The sequence below is a fragment of the Pseudomonas sp. HD57-3 genome (genome assembly GCF_056113135.1).
This window is the reverse complement of sequence record NZ_CM148568.1, coordinates 1,017,891-1,038,249: the sequence shown is the minus strand read 5'-3', so window position 1 is coordinate 1,038,249 and position 20,359 is coordinate 1,017,891. Positions and strand designations below refer to the sequence as shown.

Here is a 20,359-nt window from a genome sequence, read left to right as displayed (position 1 = left end):
CAGACAGGGCAACACTGAGCTGGCAACCCTGAACCCAACTTTCAGAGGAGCCGGCCACAATGCCTGCGACCCGTATCTGGTTAAAAAATCCCCTCGCCATTTTCACGGCCAACGGTCTCGATGCCCGTGGCGGTCTGGTGCTGCAAGACGGTGTGATCACCGAAGTGCTCGGCGCCGGCCAGCAACCTTCCGCCCCATGCAATGAAGTGTTCGACGCCCGTGAACACGTGATTCTGCCGGGCCTGATCAACACCCACCACCACTTCTATCAGACCCTGACCCGCGCCTGGGCGCCGGTGGTCAATCAGCCGTTGTTCCCGTGGCTGAAAACCCTCTACCCGGTGTGGGCGCGCCTGACGCCTGAAAAACTCGCCCTTGCCACCAAAGTCGCGCTGGCCGAGTTGCTGCTGTCCGGCTGCACCACCGCTGCCGATCACCACTACCTGTTCCCGGATGGCCTGGAAAACGCCATCGACGTGCAAGTTGAAACCGTGCGCGAACTGGGTATGCGTGCGATGCTCACCCGCGGTTCGATGAGCCTCGGCGAGAAGGACGGCGGCCTGCCTCCGCAGCAGACCGTGCAGGAAGGCCAGGTGATTCTCGACGACAGCCAGCGGCTGATTCACGAGTACCACGAACGTGGTGACGGCGCGCAAATCCAGATCGCTCTGGCGCCGTGTTCGCCGTTCTCGGTGACCCCGGAAATCATGTCCGCCAGCGCCGAACTGGCGAACAAACTCGATGTGCGTCTGCACACCCACCTCGCCGAAACCCTCGACGAAGAAGATTTCTGCCTGCAACGCTTCGGCCTGCGCACCGTGGATTATCTGGACAGCGTCGGCTGGCTCGGCCCGCGCACCTGGCTGGCCCACGGCATCCATTTCAACCCCGACGAAATCGCCCGCCTCGGCGCCGCCGGCACCGGTATCTGCCATTGCCCGAGCTCGAACATGCGCCTGGCGTCCGGCATCTGCCCGAGCATCGAACTGACCGATGCCGGCGCGTTGTTCGGTATCGGTGTGGATGGTTCGGCGTCCAACGATGCATCGAACATGATCCTCGAAGCGCGTCAGGCTCTGTACATCCAGCGCCTGCGATACGGCGCCGAGAAGATCACCCCGGAACGCGTGCTGGGCTGGGCGACCAAGGGTTCGGCGAGTCTGCTGGGTCGCACCGATATCGGTGAACTGGCGGTGGGCAAGCAGGCGGATCTGGCGTTGTTCAAGCTCGATGAGCTGCGTTTCTCCGGCAGTCATGACCCGATCTCGGCGTTGCTGTTGTGCGGCGCGGACCGTGCGGATCGGGTGATGGTCGGCGGCAAGTGGCGTGTGGTTGACGGGCAGGTTGAAGGGCTGGATCTCAAAGGCCTGATTGCCGATCACAGCCAGGCGGCTCGGCAGTTGATCGCGGGCACCTGATCTCCCCCCCTCTGATCGTTCCCACGCTCCGCGTGGGAATGCATACCGGGACGCTCTGCGTCCCAGCATAGGACGCGGAGCGTCCTTTGCGGCATTCCCACGCAGAGTGTGGGAACGATCTGTCGGTGCTGTTCGCTCTCAGAGGCCCAGCAGCGACAACATGATGAACGTCGCAAACAGCACAAAGTGGGTCATGCCCTCGATGGCATTGGTCTCGCCGTCATTGAGGTTGATCGCGCTGACGATCAGCGTGATGAAGATCATCACCGTCTGCACTGGCGTCATCGCCATCTGAAACGGCTGCCCCGTGTAGAGCGCCATCGCTTCCATCACCGGCACAGTCAAAATCACCGTCGATAACGAAGCGCCCATCGCAATGTTGACCACCGACTGCATGCGGTTGGCCAACGCTGCACGCAACGCGGTCAAAATCTCCGGCGCCGCCGAAATCGCCGCCACCAGAATCGCCGTGATCACCGGCGGTGCGCCCGTCCCTTCCAGGCCCAGATCGAGGGTCTTGGACATTACCTCGGCCAGTGCGCCGATCACCACCACACCAAACACCAAAATGCCGATCGACAGCGCCAGGCTGACCGGTTTCGGCTCTTCTTCCACGGGCTCTTTCTTGCGGCGTTTGTCCGGGTAGCTGTAGCTGAAAAAGTAGCTGTGCGGGCCGACCTGCATGCGCAGGAACAACGCATAAAGCACCACCATCGCGCCGATGGTGAACGCCGAATAGATTTTCCAGTTGGCCTCGGGAATGAACTCCGGCACCACCATCGAAACGCCCATGGCGGTGAGGATCATCACGCTGTAACTGCGGGCCGAATCATCGTTGTAGGACTGCTCGCCATGCTTGATCCCGCCCATCAGCGCGGCGAGACCGAGGATGCCGTTGATGTCGAGCATCACCGCCGAATAGATCGTGTCGCGCACCAATGTCGGCGAGGCTTCGTTGCTCATCATGATCGCCAGGATCACCACTTCCACCAGCACGGCGGCGAGGGTCAGGATCATCGTGCCGTACGGGTCGCCGACTTTTTCCGCGAGCAATTCGGCCTGATGGGCAACGCGCATCGAGGCGGCGACGATGAACGCGATCAGCACAAGGCCGGCCGTCAGCGCGACGATCTGGCCGCTGTGCAGCAACCAGTGCTCCAGCGGATACGCGACAAAAGCCGCGATCAGGGCCAGCAGCAGAAAGCTTTCTTGCTTGAGGATCGTGAGCATGGCGGGCCTTTTGGCGCAGGGGTTTGAATGAGCTACTGACTGCGGGGCGGCGCTAATGGTTCGTTACACCTTAGCGCACCAGTGGATGGCGTCCGTGTACGGGCATGCACTTTTTTCGGCCCGGCCGGCCTCATCGCGAGCAAGCTCGCTCCCACAGGGATCGCGGTGCTTTTGTGGGAGCGAGCTTGCTCGCGAAGGCCTCGCCGCGATTTCGACTCGATTTGTTGTCCGCTTGGTCAGCCTTTTGCATTGCCCTCCCCACACACAACAAAAGGGAGTTCGCGTTCATGCAAAAACGTCCACTGCAAACACTGCTGTGCATCGCCATGGGCCTTGGCCTCAGCCTGAGCGCCAGTGCCGCCGATCCACTGAAAGTCGGCTTCGTCTACATCGGCCCCATCGGCGACCACGGCTGGACGTATCAGCATGAACAGGGGCGCAAGGCGCTGGCGGAAAAACTCGGTTCGCAGATCACCACCAATTACGTGGAGAACGTCGCCGAAGGCGCCGATGCCGAGCGGGTGATCCGCAACATGGCCAAGGACAACTACGACCTGATCTTCACCACCTCTTTCGGCTACATGAACCCGACGGTGAAAGTCGCCAAACAGTTTCCCAAGGTGACCTTCGAACACGCCACCGGCTACAAGCAGGACAAGAATCTCGGTACCTATCTCGCGCGCACCTACGAGGGCCGTTACGTCGGTGGTTTCCTCGCGGCGAAGATGACCAAGACCAAGAAGATCGGCTACGTCGCCTCGTTCCCGATCCCGGAAGTGATCCGCGACATCAACGCCATCCAGCTGGCCCTGAACAAGTACAACCCCGGCACCGAGATCAAAGTGGTATGGGTCAACTCTTGGTTCGATCCGGGCAAGGAAGCCGATGCCGCCAACGCGCTGATCGATCAGGGCGTGGACGTGGTGTTCCAGCACACCGACAGCCCGGCGCCGATCCAGGCCGCCGAGCGACGCGGTGTGTATGCCGTGGGCTACGCTTCGGACATGGCGCACTTCGGGCCGAAAGCGGTACTGACTTCGATCGTCAACGACTGGGCGCCGCACTACATTCAGGCGACCCAGAGCGTGATCGACCACAACTGGAAATCCCAGGACTACTGGGGCGGGTTGAAGGAAGGCACGGTCGAACTGCCGATCAGCGATCTGGTGCCGGCACCGGTGAAGGCCGAAGCCGAGCAGATCATCGCCGACATCAAGAGCGGCACCTTGCAACCGTTCACCGGGCCGATCAAGGATCAGGCCGGGGCCGAGAAAATCCCGGCGGGCGTGAGCGCCACCAACGCCGAACTGGCGTCGATGAATTACTACGTCGAAGGCATGAAGGCCGAGATGCCGAAGTAACCAACCTGACGCCGACCTGACCCTGATCGTTCCCACGCTCCGCGTGGGAATGCAGCCCGGGACGCTCCGCGTCCCTGCCGAAAGCGGACGCGGAGCGTCCATTGAGGCATTCCCACGCAGAGCGTGGGAACGATCGAACGATCATTAAAGAGCATTCGAAATGAACCAACTCCCGATCATCGACATCTCGCCGCTCTACTCCGACGACCAGAACGCCTGGCCCGCCGTCGCCGAACAGATCGACCACGCCTGCCGCGAATGGGGCTTCTTCTATATCAAGGGTCACCCGATTTCTGCGCAGCGCATCGGATCCCTGCTCGATCACGCACAGCGCTTCTTTGCGCAACCGGCAGAAGAAAAACTCAAGATCGACATCACCCAGACTGTCCATCACCGCGGCTACGGCGCCATCGCCACCGAACAGCTCGACCCGGACAAACCCAGCGACCTCAAGGAAACCTTCGACATGGGCCTGCACCTGCCGGCCGATCATCCCGAGGTGCTGGCGGAAAAACCCTTGCGTGGCCCCAACCGTCATCCGGCCATTCCCGGTTGGGAAACGCTGATGGAGCAGCATTACCTCGACATGCAGGCACTCGCGCAAACCCTGTTGCGGGCCATGACGTTAGCGCTGGGCATCGAGCGCGACTTCTTCGACACACGCTTCAACGAGCCGGTCAGCGTGCTGCGAATGATCCACTACCCGCCGCGCCACACCGCCAGTTCCGTCGAACAGCAAGGTGCCGGCGCGCACACCGATTACGGCTGCATCACTTTGTTGTATCAGGACACCGCCGGCGGCTTGCAGGTGAAAAACGTCAAAGGCCAGTGGATCGACGCACCGCCCATCGACGGCACGTTCGTGGTCAACCTCGGCGACATGATGGCGCGCTGGAGCAATGACCGATATCGCTCGACCCCGCATCGGGTCATCAGCCCGCTCGGCGTGGATCGCTACTCGATGCCGTTCTTCGCCGAACCGCACCCGGACACCCGCATCGAATGCCTGCCCGGTTGCCAGGACGCACACCATCCGGCGAAATATCCGACCACCACCTGCGCCGAATTCCTGCTGTCGCGCTTCGCCGATACCTACGCCTATCGACGGGAGCAGGAAGCGGTGTGATGGATCGGTTGGTCAGGTTTTGCCAATTGTTTCGGCGGGCATCTGTAGAATGCCGTCATTGCACCTGATGAGAAAAGAATATGTACGACTGGCTCAACGCCCTGCCCAAGGCCGAACTGCACCTGCACCTCGAAGGCTCGCTGGAGCCCGAGCTGCTGTTCGCCCTGGCCGAACGCAACAAGATCGCCCTGCCGTGGAGCGACGTCGAAACCCTGCGCAAGGCCTACGCCTTCAACAATCTGCAGGAATTCCTCGACCTGTATTACCAGGGCGCCGACGTGCTGCGCACCTCCCAGGATTTCTACGACCTGACCTGGGCCTACCTGCTGCGCTGCAAAGAACAGAACGTGATTCACACCGAACCGTTCTTCGATCCGCAGACCCACACCGACCGTGGCATCCCGTTCGAAGTGGTGCTCAACGGCATCGCCGCCGCGCTGAAGGATGGCGAGCAGCAACTGGGCATCACCAGCGGCTTGATCCTGAGTTTCCTGCGCCACCTGAGCGAAGACGAAGCGCAGAAAACCCTCGACCAGGCGCTGCCGTTCCGTGATGCATTCGTCGCGGTGGGTCTGGACAGTTCCGAAATGGGCCACCCGCCAAGCAAGTTCCAGCGCGTGTTCGATCGTGCCCGTCACGAAGGTTTCCTGACCGTCGCCCATGCAGGCGAAGAAGGCCCGCCGGAGTACATCTGGGAAGCCATCGACCTGCTGAAAATTCAGCGTATCGACCATGGCGTGCGCGCCATCGAAGACGAGCGCCTGATGCAGCGAATCATCGACGAGCAGATCCCGCTGACCGTGTGCCCGCTGTCGAACACCAAGCTCTGCGTGTTCGATCACATGTCGCAGCACAACATCCTCGACATGCTCGAGCGTGGCGTGAAGGTCACGGTGAACTCCGATGACCCGGCGTACTTCGGTGGTTACGTGACCGAGAACTTCCACGCGCTGCACACTCACCTGGGCATGACCCAGGATCAGGCCAAGCGCCTGGCGCAGAACAGCCTGGATGCGCGGTTGGTAAAACCATAAGCAACAGCGCATAACCAATGTGGGAGCGAGCTTGCTCGCGAATAGGGTCTGTCATTCAACGAAGATGTTGTTTGATACACCACTTTCGCGAGCAAGCTCGCTCCCACAGTTGGTTTAGGGTTCAGCCAATAACTTCTGCTTCGGTCAATTCCTCCAAGGTTTTACCCCGGGTCTCCATCCCGAACAGCCACACCACTCCCGCCGCAATCGCAAAGCACAGCGCTCCCAGCGCAAACACCCCGCCCTGCCCGGTGATAGGGAACACCAGCCCGGTGACCAACGGCCCGAGCAGCGAACCCACGCGCCCGATGGCCGAAGCGAACCCCGAGCCCGTCGCCCGCGCCGAGGTCGGATACAGTTCCGGCGTGTAGGTGTAGAGCACCGCCCACATGCCGAACAGGAAAAACTGCATCAACAGCCCCGTACCGATCAGCAGCGCCACGTTGCCGCCAAACACCGCGCTTTGTCCGTACAGAAACGCCATCACCCCGCCGCCGAGCAACGTGACGATGCACACCGGCTTGCGTCCCCAACGCTCCACCAGCCAGGCCGCCATCAGGAAGCCGGGAATCCCGCCGAGGGAAATCAGCACCGTGTAATACACCGACTGAGTCACGGCGAAACCCGATTGTTGCAACAACGCACTGAGCCACGAGGTCAGGCCGTAAAAACCGAGCAACGCGAAGAACCACAGGCTCCAGATCATCGTCGTGCGCTGGCGATACAGCGGTGACCAGATCTGTTTGAGTGCCGAAAGGAAATGGCCCGGAGGGGTCACGCTGCGTGGCAGACGAACCGGCTCCGGCAATGCAGCACCGCCGAGTGAGGCTTGTACCCGCGCCTCGATCCCACGCAACACCTTGTCCGCCGCGTCATGCTTGCCGGCCTGCTCCAGCCAGCGCGGCGACTCGGGAATGAAAAAGCGGATCGCCAGCACGAACACCGCCGGTACCGCCAACACCAGAAAGATGTCGCGCCAGCCAATCAACGGCAGCAGGAAATACGACAGCACGCCCGCCGCGACGAAACCCAGCGGCCAGAAACCGTCCATCAAGGCGATGTAGCGTCCCCGGCGCTGGGCAGGAATCAACTCCGACAGCATCGACTGGGCAATCGGAAACTCCATGCCCATGCCGATTCCCAGCAGAATGCGAAACAGCGTCAGGCTCTCGACCGTCTGCGCCGTGGAGCACAGGTAACTGGCCAGGCCCCACAAGACGATGCTCCACTGGAACACCGGTTTGCGACCGAACCGATCTGCCAGCAATCCGGACAGCGACGCCCCCAGCACCATGCCGAAAAAACTCGAACTGGCCAGCAGGCCGGCCTGCGCACTGCTCAGACCAAACTCGGCTTTGATCGAGCCGAGCAGGAAAGTCATCATCGCCAGATCCATGGAGTCGAAGAAAAACGCCAGGGCGATGATGATGAAGATGATCCGGTGATAACCGCTGACTGGCAGGCGCTCCAGTCGATCTGCCGCGCTGAAGTTTCCCGTGTCCATGCCACCTCCTCAATCCGAAAAGTCCCCGGATCGAGTGTGCGCGATAGCGGTTGCGCGCCTGTGCCAGATGCGACGTGTTCGCAGCCGTTGACGACGCTCAGTAGCAAACCACTGGAAGAAAGCGCTCTACAACGCCATTTCCAGCTCGGTTTCACAGGCAAATCGATGAATTTCCCGCTGGCCCGCCGCCGTCAGTTGCAGGGCGCGGGAATCGTTGGGCAGTACCAGCCAGCCCGACTGCATGAACAGCTGCAGCAACGCCGCCCCCAACGAGCCTCCCATGTGCGGGCGACGCTCGCTCCAGTCCGGACAGGCGCAGGCCACCTGGGCGTTGCGGTGGGCCAGCGCCTGGATGTACACCCCGCGCCCGGCCAGTTGAGTCGAGCCTTTATGCGTGACCACCACTCTATGCTCAAGCTGCTCGATCCAGCCGGCGTCGAGCAGGCGCTGGTACAGGTCGGCGGCCAGCGTTCCACCCAGATGGTCGTCGCAAAACCGCGCGCGCAGCAGTGACGAAGGCGCCGCCTGGGGTCTGACGACCGGCGAGGCACGCTTGAACACGTCGGGGATTTCTCGCGGAGCGCTGGCCAACGTGGCGCTGGCCAGCGCTTCGATGGCCGCGCCGATTTCGGGAGCCGCCAGGCGGAAGAAGCGTTTGCGACCGCGCGCCTCGACCTTCAACAGACCGCCTGCGGACAAGCGCCCCAGATGCGCACTGGCCGATGACGGCGAAAGCCCCGCCAGCAACGCCAGTTCCTCGGTCTGCCGCGCCGAGCCATCCATGAGCGCCCACATCATTGCGCTGCGTTTGGGATCGGCCAGCAACGTGGCGATCTGGCTGATGCAAGGTGCATGTTCCATCTATTCACTCCCTGTTGAATCGTATCGTCTACAGCTCATAGACATCTTGACCAGTAATCAGTCGTCGGCCAAGGCGCGCAAAATACCTTGAGCCCAAGCGAGGCAGCGCGCCGCAGCAAGGAAACCGCAGCACTGTCGCGACCCTCGTCCCTACCCGGCCGGTTGCGGTCTGATCGTTCTCGCATCGGCCTTTTGGTGCGGGCATCAGGCGGTCGCTAGTATAAGCGGGTTGCTCGCGGCGTCCTGCGCCGGAGCGGCCGTGGTTGGTGATTGTTCCTGAGAGAAATTTCGCTATTTACCTGCGACTAATGGTCAGACTTCTGGAAAACGGGAAAACGGCTACTCAATTCGGCGCAACGGCTGGCGAGCATCTCCCTCAGAAGGTTCACCGGCTTACTCAATTGTGCGCGATGGGCGCACAGCAGATTCAGCGGAGCGCGTTCGCAGAGCAGCTCCGGCAACAGCACTTTCAGCCGCCCCGCCAGCACATCACCGGCCACATCGAGCCACGATTTGTAGGCGATGCCGGCTCCCGCCACAGCCCAAAGACGCACCACATCGGCGTCGTCACTGAAGCGGTCGCCACTGACGGTCAGGCCGACCTCGCGCTTGCCGTCGTGGAAACTCCAATGGTCGTGCACCCGGCCACCGAGCATATAAAGCAGGCAGTTGTGCTGAGCGAGCTGTTCCAGATGCAGCGGCTCGCCGTGCCGGGCCAGGTAGGCCGGTGATGCGCACAACACCCGTCGGTTGTGCGGGGCAATCGGCAGCGCCACCAGACTGGAATCCTCCGGCTCGCCGTAGCGCAAGGCGATGTCCACCGGCTGGCGAAACAGGTCGGCGATGCGGTCACCCAGCAACAGGCGCACCGTCAGTTTCGGGTGTTCACGTTGAAAGTCATCGAGCCACGGCAACAGCAGGTTGCGCCCGAAATCCGAAGGTGCCGACAGCTGCAAAATCCCGCTGACCTGATCCTGCCCGCTGGCCAGCAGACGCCGACCCTCATCAAGGTTGCTCAGCGCCGCCCGGGCGTACTCGAGAAACCCTTCACCTTCGGCCGTCAGCCGCAGGCTGCGGGTGGAGCGCGCCAACAGCCGCGCGCCCAGTTGCTGTTCGATACGCTTGAGCGCAGCACTGGCCACGGCGGCGGACATGTCCATCACCCGCGCCGCCGCCGACAGGCTGCCCAGATCCGCCGCCCGGACAAACAACTGCAAGTCATCGAAACGCAGCATCCTCAGCCCCGATTATCAAAAAAATATTGAAAGAGACTGCTCTTTTAGCCGGTTTTATCTCCGGCAGAAATAGCCAATCATGCCATCCATCGAATTCATCCCGTCCCGGAGTCGAACATGTCCCAGCCTTTCACCGCCATCGCCACCCTGATTGCCCGACCTGGCCAGCAGGACGCCCTCGAACAGCACCTGCGTGCCCTCATCGAACCGACCCGCGCCGAAGCCGGTTGCGGCCAGTACGAGCTGCACCAGGATCTGGCCAACCCGCTGGCCTTCTACATGATCGAACAGTGGGCCAGCGACGAAGCCCTGCAAGCCCACGATGCCAGCGCTCATATCCAGCATTTCCGCAGCCAGGCCGAGGCGTTCCTCGAACACTTCGAACTCAAGCGCCTGCGCGTCATCGCCTGAAGCCTTCCTTTATTCACTTTCGGAGTTCCCCATGAAAGCCATCGCCTATTACGCCTCGCTCCCGATCAACGACGAAAAATCCCTGCAAGACATCGAACTGCCGGAGCCGGTAGCCGGCCCGCGCGACCTGCTGGTGGAAGTCAAAGCGATTTCGGTCAACCCGGTCGACACCAAGGTTCGCCAGAACGTCGCGCCGGAAGGCGGCGCCGCCAAGGTGCTGGGCTGGGACGTGGCCGGTGTGGTCAAGTCAGTCGGCAGTGAAGTGACCTTGTTCAAGGCCGGCGACAAGGTGTTCTACGCCGGCTCCATCGCCCGGGCCGGTGGCAACAGCGAACTGCACGTGGTGGATGAGCGGATCGTCGGCCATATGCCGAAAACCCTCGGTTTCGCCGAAGCCGCTGCACTGCCGCTGACCGCCATTACCGCTTGGGAGCTGTTGTTCGAACGTCTGCAGATTCGCGAAGGCAATACCGATGAAGGCCAGAGCCTGTTGATCGTCGGCGCGGCCGGCGGCGTCGGTTCGATCCTCACCCAACTGGCCAGCCAGTTGACCGGGCTCAAGGTGATCGGCACCGCCTCCCGCCCTGAGACCCGCGACTGGGTGACCGAGCTGGGCGCTGACCTGGTGATCGATCACAGCCAGCCGTTGAGCGAAGAACTGAAACGCGCCGGTGTCACCCAGGTGACCCACGTCGCCAGCCTGACCCAGACCGACCACCACCTGGACCAACTGGTCGAGGCCCTGGCGCCGCAAGGCAAACTTGCACTGATCGACGATCCGAAAGCGCTGGACGTGACCAAACTCAAGCGCAAGAGCCTGTCGCTGCACTGGGAGTTCATGTACACCCGCTCGCTGTTCGAAACGCCGGACATGATCGAGCAGCACAAACTGCTCAACCGGGTGGCCGGGCTGATCGACAGCGGTACCTTGAAAACCACGGTCGGCGAGCACTTCGGCACGATCAACGCGAGCAACCTGCGCCGCGCCCATGAATTGCTGGAAAGCGGCAAGGCCAAGGGGAAAATTGTTTTAGAAGGTTTCTAAAATTCGCAAGACCGCAGCCTTCTCCAGCCTCCGATGTGGCTGGCCCGGGGGCTGCGGTGTTTTTTTGCCGTCAGTCAGATGCTTGACCCTTGTCACAATTGCGATCGTATTCAGGACTACAATCGAGTCCTCTGCGATGCAATCTTTTACGTACGGGAGGTCAGCAATGAAGATCCTGATAAAAGAAGTGGCAAAGTCCCAGTGGCAAGTTCGTCTCGACCAGCACGCCGTGACCTTCCGCAGTGAGGCCGAAGCTCGCGCCTTCACTCGCACCCTCGAAGCGCGTATCTGCGCGCCCCACCAGATTCCCGACCTCGGCCAGCAACGCGCTGTCGGCTGAGTTTTTCCGTTCAGGCTTCGGCCTGCGCCTTTGCGAGCGCCCGGGCATTCTGCATGCGCCGGGTGAGCATTGCTGCGCAGACCACCAGCAAACCACACAAGGTGATGACGATGGCCATCGGCACGGCGGTGCCATCGTGCAGGATCCCCACCAGCGCCGAAGCCCCGGCGGCGACGCTGAATTGCATGCTGCCGAGCAACGCTGAAGCACTGCCGGCGCGACCGCCCTGCCCGTTCATCGCACATGCTGCCGCATTGGGGCTGATGCAGCCAAGGCTGGCCACGCAGATGAACAATGGAATCAGCAGTGGCCACAGGGCCTCGGTGTGCAAGGCGCTGACCGCGAGCAGCGTCAGCCCGGCGCCCAGGTAAACCCAGACCGCCCGCGACAGCAGGAACGCCGGACCACGTTTGGCCAACAGTCGCGCATTGACCTGCGCCACCAGAATGAACCCGGCCGCGTTGGTGCCGAACAGCCAGCCGAAGTGCTCGGCCGGTACGCCATACAACTTGATGAAAATGAACGGGGAGCCAGCGATGTAGGCAAACATCCCGGCGATGGCGATGCCGCCGGTCAGGGCATGGCCCATGTAGACCGGGTCCGCCAGGAGCCGACCGTACTGGCGCAAAGCGCCGGACAACGGCTGACGCGGAACATGCGCCGGCAGACTTTCCGGCAGGCCTAGGGCAACCGCCAGTCCGGCAAGGGCGCTGAAACCGGTCAGCACCAGGAAGATCGACTGCCACCCCGTCGTGTTGACCAACAGACCGCCGAGCATCGGCGCCAGAATCGGGGCCAGCCCCATCACCAGCATCAGTTGCGAGAAGACTTTCGCCGAACCCACCGCGTCGCACTTGTCGCTGACCACCGCCCGGGCAATCACCATCCCCGCACAACCGCCCAGCGCCTGCACGAGCCGCGCAGCGATCAGCCATTCCAGATTCGGCGCGTAGGCGCAGGCCACCGACGCCAGCGTGAACAGCGTCAGGCCAATGAGCAGCGGAATCCGCCGGCCAAAACGATCCGCCACCGGCCCGTAAGCCAGCTGGCCGATGGACAGGCCGAAGAAGTAAGCCGACAGCGTCAGCTGGACGTGTTTCTCGTCGGTGCCGAACGCCAGCGCCATGGTGGGAAACGCAGGTAGATAGAAGTCGATCGCCAGCGGACCGAAAGCGGTCAGGGCACCGAGAATCAGAAGGGTACGGAAGTTCATCAGGCGTCCACGTTCGGCAGGCATTGGGAGGGCACTTTAGTAGAGAGTGCAGCCCGACAGTCTAGCCGCGCGAAGACGCCTTGAACATTCCGGTAGCTCGCTAACTATTAAAAAGATCAGGCGAGCTTGATCGCATAACCTTCTTCGCTGATCGCCTCGATGACCTGCTCGGCACTCAACGCACTTTCGACGCCGACTTCCTTCGCCGCCAGATCGACCCGCACGCTGGCGGCCGGATCCTTGCTCTGCACCGCCTGAGTGACGGCTTTGACACAGTGACCGCAGGACATGCCTTCAACAGTGAACACTTGCATGGAAAGACTCCTTTGAGTGAGGTTGCCGGCAGTTTCGGGCTTGCCACGATGGCAAGGTCAAGTTCTGCAAAAAACTGCCGGGCTGGCAATCGTCGCCGCGCTCGGCCAAGCTGCATGCATCAATGACATGAATTCAGGAGATTCAGCCATGCGCTGGTCAGCTTTCAGCCTGTTTGGCTTTCTCAGCCTCTTTGCCGCGATCCCTTCGGTGCATGCCGCCGGGGAAGATTACGGGGTGCTGATCATTTCCCGCGAGCGCCTGGAAGTGGCGACCTCGTGCGAAATCGGCGTGTACATCCAGGATCAACTGTCGGCGCGCCTGTTCCAGGAGCAAAGCACGTCGTTCAACCTGCCGCCGGGCAATGTCTCGCTGCGCCTGAAACTGCTGCCGGGACAAATGCCGGGTTGCAATCCGGGCATGCTCGCGCCGGGCTCGCAGGAGATCAGACTGCATGCCGGCGACATCCTGAAATTCCGCATCGCGATGAACCAGGAAGGCATGTACCTCAAGCCGACCGGCCTCGGTTACTAAGGCCTGCCACTCGTTCCCACGCTCTGCGTGGGAATGCCTCTTGTGACGCTCTGCGTCACGCTTTGGGACGCAGAGCGTCCCCGGCTGCATTCCCACGCGGAGCGTGGGAACGATCAGGCGAACAAGCGAGCAGCCGGTAGCGGAAACTGGCGCTTGACCTTGCCAGCATGGCAAGGTTGATCCTGTAGGCATCCACTACAGGGAGTACGACCGATGTCCGATTCCATCACGTTCGATCTGCCCATCAGCGGCATGACCTGCGCCAGTTGCGCCGGTCGTGTCGAGCGGGCGTTGAGCAAAGTCAGCGGCGCCAGTGCCGTCAGCGTCAACCTCGCCACCGAACAGGCCCGGGTGCAGGCCCCCGGTGACAGCCTGCCGGCGCTGATGGAAGCGGTCGAACGCGCCGGTTACAGCGTGCCGCAGCAAAGCGTGGAATTGAACATCGACGGCATGACCTGCGCGTCCTGCGTCGGTCGCGTCGAACGCGCCCTGAACAAGGTTGCGGGGGTGAAAAGCGTCAGCGTCAACCTCGCCAATGAACGCGCCCACCTCGAATTGCTCGGCGCGGTCGACCCGCAAACCCTGATCGCCGCCGTGAGCAAGGCCGGTTATTCGGCCAGCCTCTTCGAACTCGAACATCCACAATCAGACAATCGCCAGCAACGCCTGAACCATGAACGCTGGGCGTTGATCTGTGCGATCGCGCTCGCCTTGCCGCTGGTGCTGCCTATGCTGCTGCAACCGTTCGGCATTCACTGGATGCTCCCGGCCTGGGCGCAATTCGCCCTCGCGACCCCGGTGCAATTCATCTTCGGTGCACGTTTTTATGTGGCCGCGTGGAAAGCTGTGCGCGCCGGCGCCGGCAACATGGACTTGCTGGTAGCGCTGGGCACCAGCGCCGGATATGGCCTGAGTCTCTATGAATGGGCGACCGCTGCCGGGCGCATGCCGCACCTGTATTTCGAAGCCTCGGCGGTGGTCATCGCTCTGGTGCTGCTCGGCAAATACCTGGAAAGCCGCGCCAAACGCCAGACCGCCAGCGCCATCCGCGCACTGGAAGCGTTGCGCCCGGAGCGGGCGATTCAAGTCATCGATGGCCGCGAACAGGACGTCGCCATCAGCGCCCTGCGCCTCGGTGACCTCGTATTGGTCAAACCCGGTGAACGCTTCCCGGTGGACGGCGAAGTGCTGGAAGGCCAAAGCCACGCTGACGAAGCGTTAATCAGTGGCGAAAGCCTGCCGGTACCCAAACAGCCGGGCGACAAGGTCACCGGCGGTGCAATCAACGGCGAAGGCCGCTTGCTGGTGAGCACCACGGCGCTCGGCGCGGAAAGCGTGCTGGCGCGGATCATCCGTCTGGTGGAGGACGCCCAGGCGGCGAAAGCGCCGATCCAGAAACTGGTGGATAAAGTCAGTCAGGTGTTTGTGCCGACCGTGTTGCTGCTGGCCCTGGCCACGCTGATCGGCTGGTGGCTGTACGGCGCGCCGCTGGAAACCGCGTTGATCAACGCCGTCGCGGTGCTGGTAATCGCCTGCCCGTGTGCCCTTGGTCTGGCGACACCGACCGCGATCATGGCCGGCACCGGCGTGGCCGCTCGGCACGGGATTCTGATCAAGGACGCCGAAGCCCTGGAACGTGCCCATGAAGTCAGCGCCGTGGTGTTCGACAAGACCGGCACCCTGACCTCCGGCACGCCGCGCATCGCGCATTTCAGTGCGATCGACGGTGACGAAAACGCCCTGCTGACAGCGGCCGGCGCACTGCAACGCGGCAGCGAACACCCATTGGCCAAAGCCGTGCTGGATGCCTGTGCCGAACGCAGTCTGAACGTACCGGATGTCAGCGACAGCCAGTCCCTGACCGGGCGCGGCATCGCCGGCAGCCTCGACGGTCGGCGCCTGGCGCTGGGCAACCGGCGCTTGCTGGAAGAAAGCGGTCTGAACGCCGGAAACCTGAGCGAATCCGCCAAGGCCTGGGAAACCGAGGGTCGCACGCTGTCCTGGTTGATCGAGCAAAGTCCGGAGCCCCGCGTACTCGGTCTGTTCGCCTTCGGCGACACCCTCAAGCCCGGCGCGCTGCACGCGGTGCAACAACTGGCGGCCCAGCATATCCACAGCCACCTGCTGACCGGCGACAACCGCGGCAGCGCCCGGGTGGTCGCCGAAGCGCTGGGCATCGAAAACGTCCATGCCGAAGTCCTGCCGGCGGAGAAAGCCGCCACTGTCGCCGAGCTGAAGAAAACCGGGGTCGTGGCCATGGTCGGCGACGGCATCAACGACGCACCGGCGCTGGCGGCCGCCGACATCGGTATCGCCATGGGCGGCGGCACCGACGTGGCCATGCACGCCGCCGGCATCACCCTGATGCGCGGCGACCCACGGCTGGTGCCCGCAGCGCTGGAGATCAGCCGCAAGACCTACGCGAAGATCCGGCAGAACCTGTTCTGGGCCTTCGTCTACAACCTGATCGGCATTCCGCTGGCGGCGTTCGGCTTCCTCAATCCGGTGCTGGCCGGTGCGGCGATGGCCTTGTCGAGCGTCAGCGTGGTGAGCAATGCGCTACTGTTGAAAACCTGGAAACCCGAGGATCTGGAGGACAACCGATGAACATCGGCCAAGCGGCCCGCCACAGTGGCCTGAGCGCGAAGATGATCCGTTATTACGAGTCGATCGGCCTGCTCAAGGCTGCCCATCGCACCGACAGCGGCTACCGCGTCTACGGCGACGATGACCTGCACACGCTGGCATTCATCAAGCGCTCGCGGGACCTGGGCTTTTCGCTGGAGGAAGTCGGCAAGCTGCTGACCCTCTGGCAGGATCGCCAGCGTGCCAGCGCCGATGTGAAGGCACTGGCCCGCCAGCACATCGACGAGCTGAATCAGAAGATCCGCGAACTCGGCGAACTGCGCGACACCCTGCAGGATCTGGTCGAGCACTGCCACGGCGACCATCGCCCGGACTGCCCGATCCTCAAGGAACTGGCGTCGGGCTGCTGCGCGCAACCCGCTCGCGCCTGAGCAGCAGGATTTTCATCGACAGCACTGTGGCGAGGGGAATGCCGTGGAACAGCAGCACCACGGCACCCGGCGCCCACCAGTTGTAGAACGGTGCGGCAATCAGCATGCCGACGCCAAACCCGGTCATCTGCAACAGCGTCAGGAAGCTGAAGATCGGCAGGCGCAGGGGCTCCGGCTCCCGTTGCAGCCGTGACATCAGGCCGACTTCCGAGAATCCGTCGCCCAGTCCGGCCGGCAGCGAAAACAGCAACAGACCGACGACGCTGTGCTGCTGGAACATCAGGATGAAACCGCAGGACATCAGCAATACGCCGCCGAAATAGCGACGCTCCAGATGGATGTTTTCCGAGCCTTTCAGGCGACTGGCGATCCGCGCGCCGAGCAGTTTTCCGGCGGCCCACACCGCGAGCATCAGGCCCAGCGTGGTGCTGGCTGAATCCGGCGTCAGCAGTCTGGAAATGATCGGAAAACCGACGTTGTGAGCAGCGCTGCCAAGGGTGTCGGCCATGGTCACCGCCAGCATCGCGGCCACCACCGGAGCGCTGCGCAGGCCTTGCAGCAAAGCCGACCATTCACCCTGTTTAGCGCTGGATTCGGCCACCGGCTCCGGTGCGCTGAACCGCAGTGGCACAATTAACACCGCCGCGAATAGATAGGTCAGCGCATTCAGCGCGAACACCGTTTCAAAACCAAACCCCGCGACCAGCAGCCCGGACACCAGACTGCCGCCGACCATCGCCATGGACGAGGCGGACGTGATCCAGGCATTGGTTTTGAGCAACTGCGCCGGCTCGATCAAGCGCGGCAACTGGCTGTTGAGGCCGATGGCGAACATCGAATTGCCAAAGCCAAGGCCGAACGCAATCAGCGGCAACAGCAACGCCTGCTGACTGACCGGAACGATCAGCAACAATCCGAGCACAGCGGCGCGCAGCAGATCGAAGGCAATCAACGGCAGACGGCCACTGCATCGACGATAAAACGCGGTGCCGATCAGGCTGGCGAAAATCCCGCCGCCCACGCGACTGGCGAGAAAAATCCCCACGCTCATCGCGCTGTTGCTCAGCAGATAGACATAAGTGGCCAGCGCCACCATGTTGAGGAAAGCGCCGAAATCGGAAATCAACCGGGCCGTGATGATCAGCAGGGCATTGCGGGAAGTGGTGCTCACAATCAATCCTTGAATGTGTAAAACCCGGCCGAAGCCGGGTTTTCTTTTTCAGATGCTCACTGCATCCACGGTGGCGGAGGCGGCTCGTCAGACTTGCCCTTGGGTTCGTCGTCCGCCGCGCGGATGGCTTGCTTGCGCTCCTCATCCAGACGCGCCGCTTCGATCTCGCGCAGCACCCCGCCGACATCAGCCAGGTCCTCGGGATCGTCGAACTCGCCGGTCAGCACGCTGGCCGGGTGCAACGTACCCGCTTCGTACAGCGCCCACATTTCCTTGGCGTATTTGGTCTTCTTCAACTCCGGGGCGAAGCGACCGAAGTACGAAGCCATGTTGCCGACGTCACGTTCGAGCATGCTGAACGCGTGGTTGTTGCCGGCGGCGTCCACCGCTTGTGGCAGGTCGATGATGACCGGGCCGGTCGGCGTCAGCAGCACGTTGAACTCCGAGAGGTCACCGTGCACCAGACCGGTACACAACATCAGCACGATCTGCGAGATCAGGAACGCGTGATATTCGCGGGCCTGATCCGGCTCCAGCACCACGTCGTTCAGACGCGGGGCGGCATCGCCGAATTCGTCGGCCACCAGTTCCATCAACAGCACGCCGTCGAGGAAGTCGTAGGGCTTGGGCACTCGCACACCCGCGCCGGCCAGACGGAACAGCGCCGCGACTTCGGCATTCTGCCAGGCGTCTTCGGTCTCTTTGCGACCGAATTTCGACCCCTTGGCCATCGCCCGGGCCTGTCGGCTGTTGCGAACCTTGCGGCCTTCCTGATACTCGGCCGCCTGGCGGAAACTGCGTTTGTTCGCCTCCTTGTAGACCTTTGCGCAACGTAACTGATTGCCGCAGCGCACCACATAAACAGCTGCTTCTTTGCCACTCATGAGTGGACGCAGCACTTCGTCGACCAGACCGTCCTCGATCAGGGGTTCAATGCGTTTTGGAGTCTTCATCAGCTTTTATTGTGGGTCCTTTATTACCAAACACGCGAATGTCATTCGTTATACGGCAATCCTCGCATCACGGGGAGGGGTTGCCGACCTGTGAACCTGTGGATGCACACACTGTGCCGGATAAACCGGGCCGATCCGCCGCTTTATCGACCGCTGCGAATCATAGCCGAGGCTGCCGAAGTTGTTGGCGACAGCACTTGAGGGCATTTGCGACAGAATCTGACATCCCGCTGCACGCAGCTCGTAAGAATTTTCTCTTGCGGCCTCAATTTCCCCCTCCGGCAGCCGAATTCCTCAGAGACAGAGGAATTTGTCCGACAATCGTTTCAAAAAAAACTTCGATGTCGCACTCAAGGAAACGGGTGGAAAACAACGTTTTTCGGCTGCCAATAACCGCGAGTCATCTGCACTGCGTGGGCCTACAAGAAAATCTGGAGCGCGGATGAACATCAAACAGAAGTTGACCTGGGCGTTTGCAATCATCGCCTGCTTGCCCGTGGTGCTGGTCGCCACGCTGGTGGTACTGAACCTGCGCAGCGATGCCCGGGACGATTTTGTCGACAGCAGCGGGCGCGAGATCCGTCAGGTCAGCAACGCCATGCAGCTTTTCTTTGACGGCATCAGCCAGAACGTCGATTACCTGGCGACGCAACCGCTGATCAAGAACACCGACGACAGCCTCAAGACCTACATGAGCGCCAACGCCGAAAGCATTCCGCAGGGCGAGATGGACAAGAAGGTCTTCGCCTTTCTGCAGGATCTGGGCAACAGTCACCCGGCTTACGCCTACGCAATCGTCGGCACCGCTGCCGGTGGCTATGTGTCCTGGCCCGACGATCCCAAATTGAACAACTACGATCCGCGTCAGCGCCCGTGGTACAAGGCCGCCCAGGCCAAGCCCGGCAAGCCGTTCCGCACTGCCGCCTATTACTGGGCGCAGGACGATGCGACCTACGTCAGCACCGTGCGCACCATCGACAACAAGCTCGGCAGCAACGGCGGCGTGGTCAGTATCGACGTGACGCTCAAGCAGCTCACCGAGATCGTCAAACAGATCAAACTCGGCGAAAGCGGTTACCTGATGCTGCTGGAAAACAGCGGCACGGTGCTGGTCGATCCCAAGCAGCCCGAGCACAACTTCAAGCCGCTCGACAGCCTCGGCGAGGGCTACGCGCAACTGGCCAAGGCCGGTAAAGGGCTGGTGGAAGTTGAGCTCAACGGCGAACGTTACATGGCCAACGTCTGGCCGTCGGAGCAACTGGGCTGGACCTTCATCGGCCTGATCAAACAGAACGACGTGATGAGCTCGGCCACTAAACTCACCTGGCTGATCGCAATCATCGCTGCCGTGCTGGCGGTGATCTTCGCAGTGGTTGGCGCCAGTTTCGCCAGCCTGATCGTGCGGCCGATCCGCAGCGTGGCCAGCGGTCTGGAAGGCATCGCTCAGGGCGAAGGCGACCTGACCAAGAACCTCGACATCCGTGGCAGCGACGAAACCGCGCAACTGGCCAACTGGTTCAACCAGTTCCTCACGGCGATCCGCAGCCTGATCCAGCACATCGGCGGCGCGGCCGGGAAAATCCTCGCCACTTCG

Annotated in this window: 18 protein-coding genes and 1 pseudogene; 11 read left to right on the top strand and 8 right to left on the bottom strand. The window is 62.1% G+C overall.

The features are described 5' to 3' along the window. Positions 1-59: 59 nt before the first annotated feature. Complete coding sequence (locus tag AC0R79_RS04565; protein WP_085703492.1) at positions 60-1,418, top strand: 8-oxoguanine deaminase; 1,359 nt, start codon at positions 60-62, stop codon at positions 1,416-1,418. 138 nt (positions 1,419-1,556) lie between these two features. On the opposite strand, the gene AC0R79_RS04560 is transcribed toward AC0R79_RS04565, so the two are convergent. Continuing rightward, entirely contained in the window at positions 1,557-2,648 is a 1,092-nt protein-coding gene (locus AC0R79_RS04560; protein ID WP_085609260.1) for a calcium:cation antiporter, read from the bottom strand. A gap of 287 nt (positions 2,649-2,935) precedes the next feature. On the opposite strand from AC0R79_RS04560, the gene AC0R79_RS04555 reads away from it, so the two are divergent. The 3 genes from AC0R79_RS04555 (at position 2,936) to AC0R79_RS04545 (ending at position 6,169) form a co-directional block, all read left to right on the top strand. Next, positions 2,936-4,009: a BMP family ABC transporter substrate-binding protein gene (locus tag AC0R79_RS04555; RefSeq protein ID WP_474733409.1), complete on the top strand. Its 1,074-nt coding sequence runs from the start codon at positions 2,936-2,938 to the stop codon at positions 4,007-4,009. Positions 4,010-4,169: 160 nt separating this feature from the next. Continuing rightward, the gene (locus tag AC0R79_RS04550) at positions 4,170-5,135 is read left to right on the top strand and encodes a 2-oxoglutarate and iron-dependent oxygenase domain-containing protein (RefSeq protein WP_474733408.1); all 966 of its coding nucleotides are present in this window, start codon (positions 4,170-4,172) and stop codon (positions 5,133-5,135) included. 80 nt (positions 5,136-5,215) lie between these two features. After that, on the top strand, positions 5,216-6,169 hold the full coding sequence (locus AC0R79_RS04545; RefSeq protein WP_007958502.1) for an adenosine deaminase: 954 nt from the start codon (positions 5,216-5,218) through the stop codon (positions 6,167-6,169). Between the two features lie 121 nt (positions 6,170-6,290). On the opposite strand, the gene AC0R79_RS04540 is transcribed toward AC0R79_RS04545, so the two are convergent. The 3 genes from AC0R79_RS04540 to AC0R79_RS04530 form a co-directional block, all read right to left on the bottom strand. Continuing rightward, positions 6,291-7,673, bottom strand: a complete 1,383-nt coding sequence (locus AC0R79_RS04540; protein WP_085609263.1) for an MFS transporter — start codon at positions 7,671-7,673, stop codon at positions 6,291-6,293. 126 nt (positions 7,674-7,799) lie between these two features. After that, a complete protein-coding gene (locus AC0R79_RS04535) occupies positions 7,800-8,534 on the bottom strand; it encodes an ArsR/SmtB family transcription factor (protein WP_007958496.1) in 735 nt (244 codons plus the stop codon). A 305-nt stretch (positions 8,535-8,839) separates the two neighbouring features. Further along, positions 8,840-9,769 carry a LysR family transcriptional regulator gene (locus tag AC0R79_RS04530; RefSeq protein ID WP_007958495.1) on the bottom strand — a complete coding sequence of 310 codons (930 nt, stop codon included), beginning with the start codon at positions 9,767-9,769 and terminating at the stop codon, positions 8,840-8,842. A 117-nt stretch (positions 9,770-9,886) separates the two neighbouring features. On the opposite strand from AC0R79_RS04530, the gene AC0R79_RS04525 reads away from it, so the two are divergent. The 3 genes from AC0R79_RS04525 (at position 9,887) to AC0R79_RS04515 (ending at position 11,565) form a co-directional block, all read left to right on the top strand. Continuing rightward, positions 9,887-10,180 (top strand): putative quinol monooxygenase, encoded by a 294-nt coding sequence (locus AC0R79_RS04525; RefSeq protein ID WP_011332308.1) that lies wholly within the window; start codon positions 9,887-9,889, stop codon positions 10,178-10,180. A gap of 31 nt (positions 10,181-10,211) precedes the next feature. Further along, positions 10,212-11,225: a zinc-binding alcohol dehydrogenase family protein gene (locus tag AC0R79_RS04520; protein ID WP_474733405.1), complete on the top strand. Its 1,014-nt coding sequence runs from the start codon at positions 10,212-10,214 to the stop codon at positions 11,223-11,225. Positions 11,226-11,391: 166 nt separating this feature from the next. Continuing rightward, positions 11,392-11,565, top strand: a complete 174-nt coding sequence (locus AC0R79_RS04515; protein WP_011332306.1) for a hypothetical protein — start codon at positions 11,392-11,394, stop codon at positions 11,563-11,565. Between the two features lie 10 nt (positions 11,566-11,575). Here AC0R79_RS04515 and AC0R79_RS04510 read toward each other — a convergent pair whose 3' ends face one another. Both AC0R79_RS04510 and AC0R79_RS04505 read right to left on the bottom strand, forming a co-directional pair. Then, the gene (locus AC0R79_RS04510) at positions 11,576-12,778 is read right to left on the bottom strand and encodes a multidrug effflux MFS transporter (protein WP_474735061.1); all 1,203 of its coding nucleotides are present in this window, start codon (positions 12,776-12,778) and stop codon (positions 11,576-11,578) included. A 116-nt stretch (positions 12,779-12,894) separates the two neighbouring features. Further along, the gene (locus tag AC0R79_RS04505) at positions 12,895-13,092 is read right to left on the bottom strand and encodes a heavy-metal-associated domain-containing protein (RefSeq protein ID WP_007958490.1); all 198 of its coding nucleotides are present in this window, start codon (positions 13,090-13,092) and stop codon (positions 12,895-12,897) included. 148 nt (positions 13,093-13,240) lie between these two features. Here AC0R79_RS04505 and AC0R79_RS04500 point away from each other — a divergent pair, with 148 nt between their 5' ends. The 3 genes from AC0R79_RS04500 to cueR all read left to right on the top strand — a co-directional run bounded on the left by AC0R79_RS04500 (position 13,241) and on the right by cueR (position 16,641). Then, a complete protein-coding gene (locus AC0R79_RS04500; protein ID WP_085609268.1) occupies positions 13,241-13,624 on the top strand; it encodes a hypothetical protein in 384 nt (127 codons plus the stop codon). 213 nt (positions 13,625-13,837) lie between these two features. Next, positions 13,838-16,231 (top strand): heavy metal translocating P-type ATPase, encoded by a 2,394-nt coding sequence (locus tag AC0R79_RS04495; RefSeq protein ID WP_474733403.1) that lies wholly within the window; start codon positions 13,838-13,840, stop codon positions 16,229-16,231. Continuing rightward, positions 16,228-16,641, top strand: coding sequence for a Cu(I)-responsive transcriptional regulator (gene cueR, locus AC0R79_RS04490; RefSeq protein ID WP_007958485.1), 414 nt, complete (start codon positions 16,228-16,230; stop codon positions 16,639-16,641). Before AC0R79_RS04495 ends, cueR begins: the two co-directional genes overlap by 4 nt. Here cueR and AC0R79_RS04485 read toward each other — a convergent pair. Both AC0R79_RS04485 and AC0R79_RS04480 read right to left on the bottom strand, forming a co-directional pair. Then, on the bottom strand, positions 16,595-17,812 hold the full coding sequence (locus AC0R79_RS04485) for an MFS transporter (protein WP_474733401.1): 1,218 nt from the start codon (positions 17,810-17,812) through the stop codon (positions 16,595-16,597). The genes cueR and AC0R79_RS04485 overlap by 47 nt on opposite strands. Before the next feature lie 56 nt (positions 17,813-17,868). After that, positions 17,869-18,765 (bottom strand): PA4780 family RIO1-like protein kinase, encoded by an 897-nt coding sequence (locus tag AC0R79_RS04480; RefSeq protein WP_007958482.1) that lies wholly within the window; start codon positions 18,763-18,765, stop codon positions 17,869-17,871. Between the two features lie 442 nt (positions 18,766-19,207). Here AC0R79_RS04480 and AC0R79_RS04475 point away from each other — a divergent pair. Further along, positions 19,208-20,296, top strand: a pseudogene (locus AC0R79_RS04475) (cache domain-containing protein); the annotation flags it as partial. Positions 20,297-20,359: the final 63 nt, after the last annotated feature.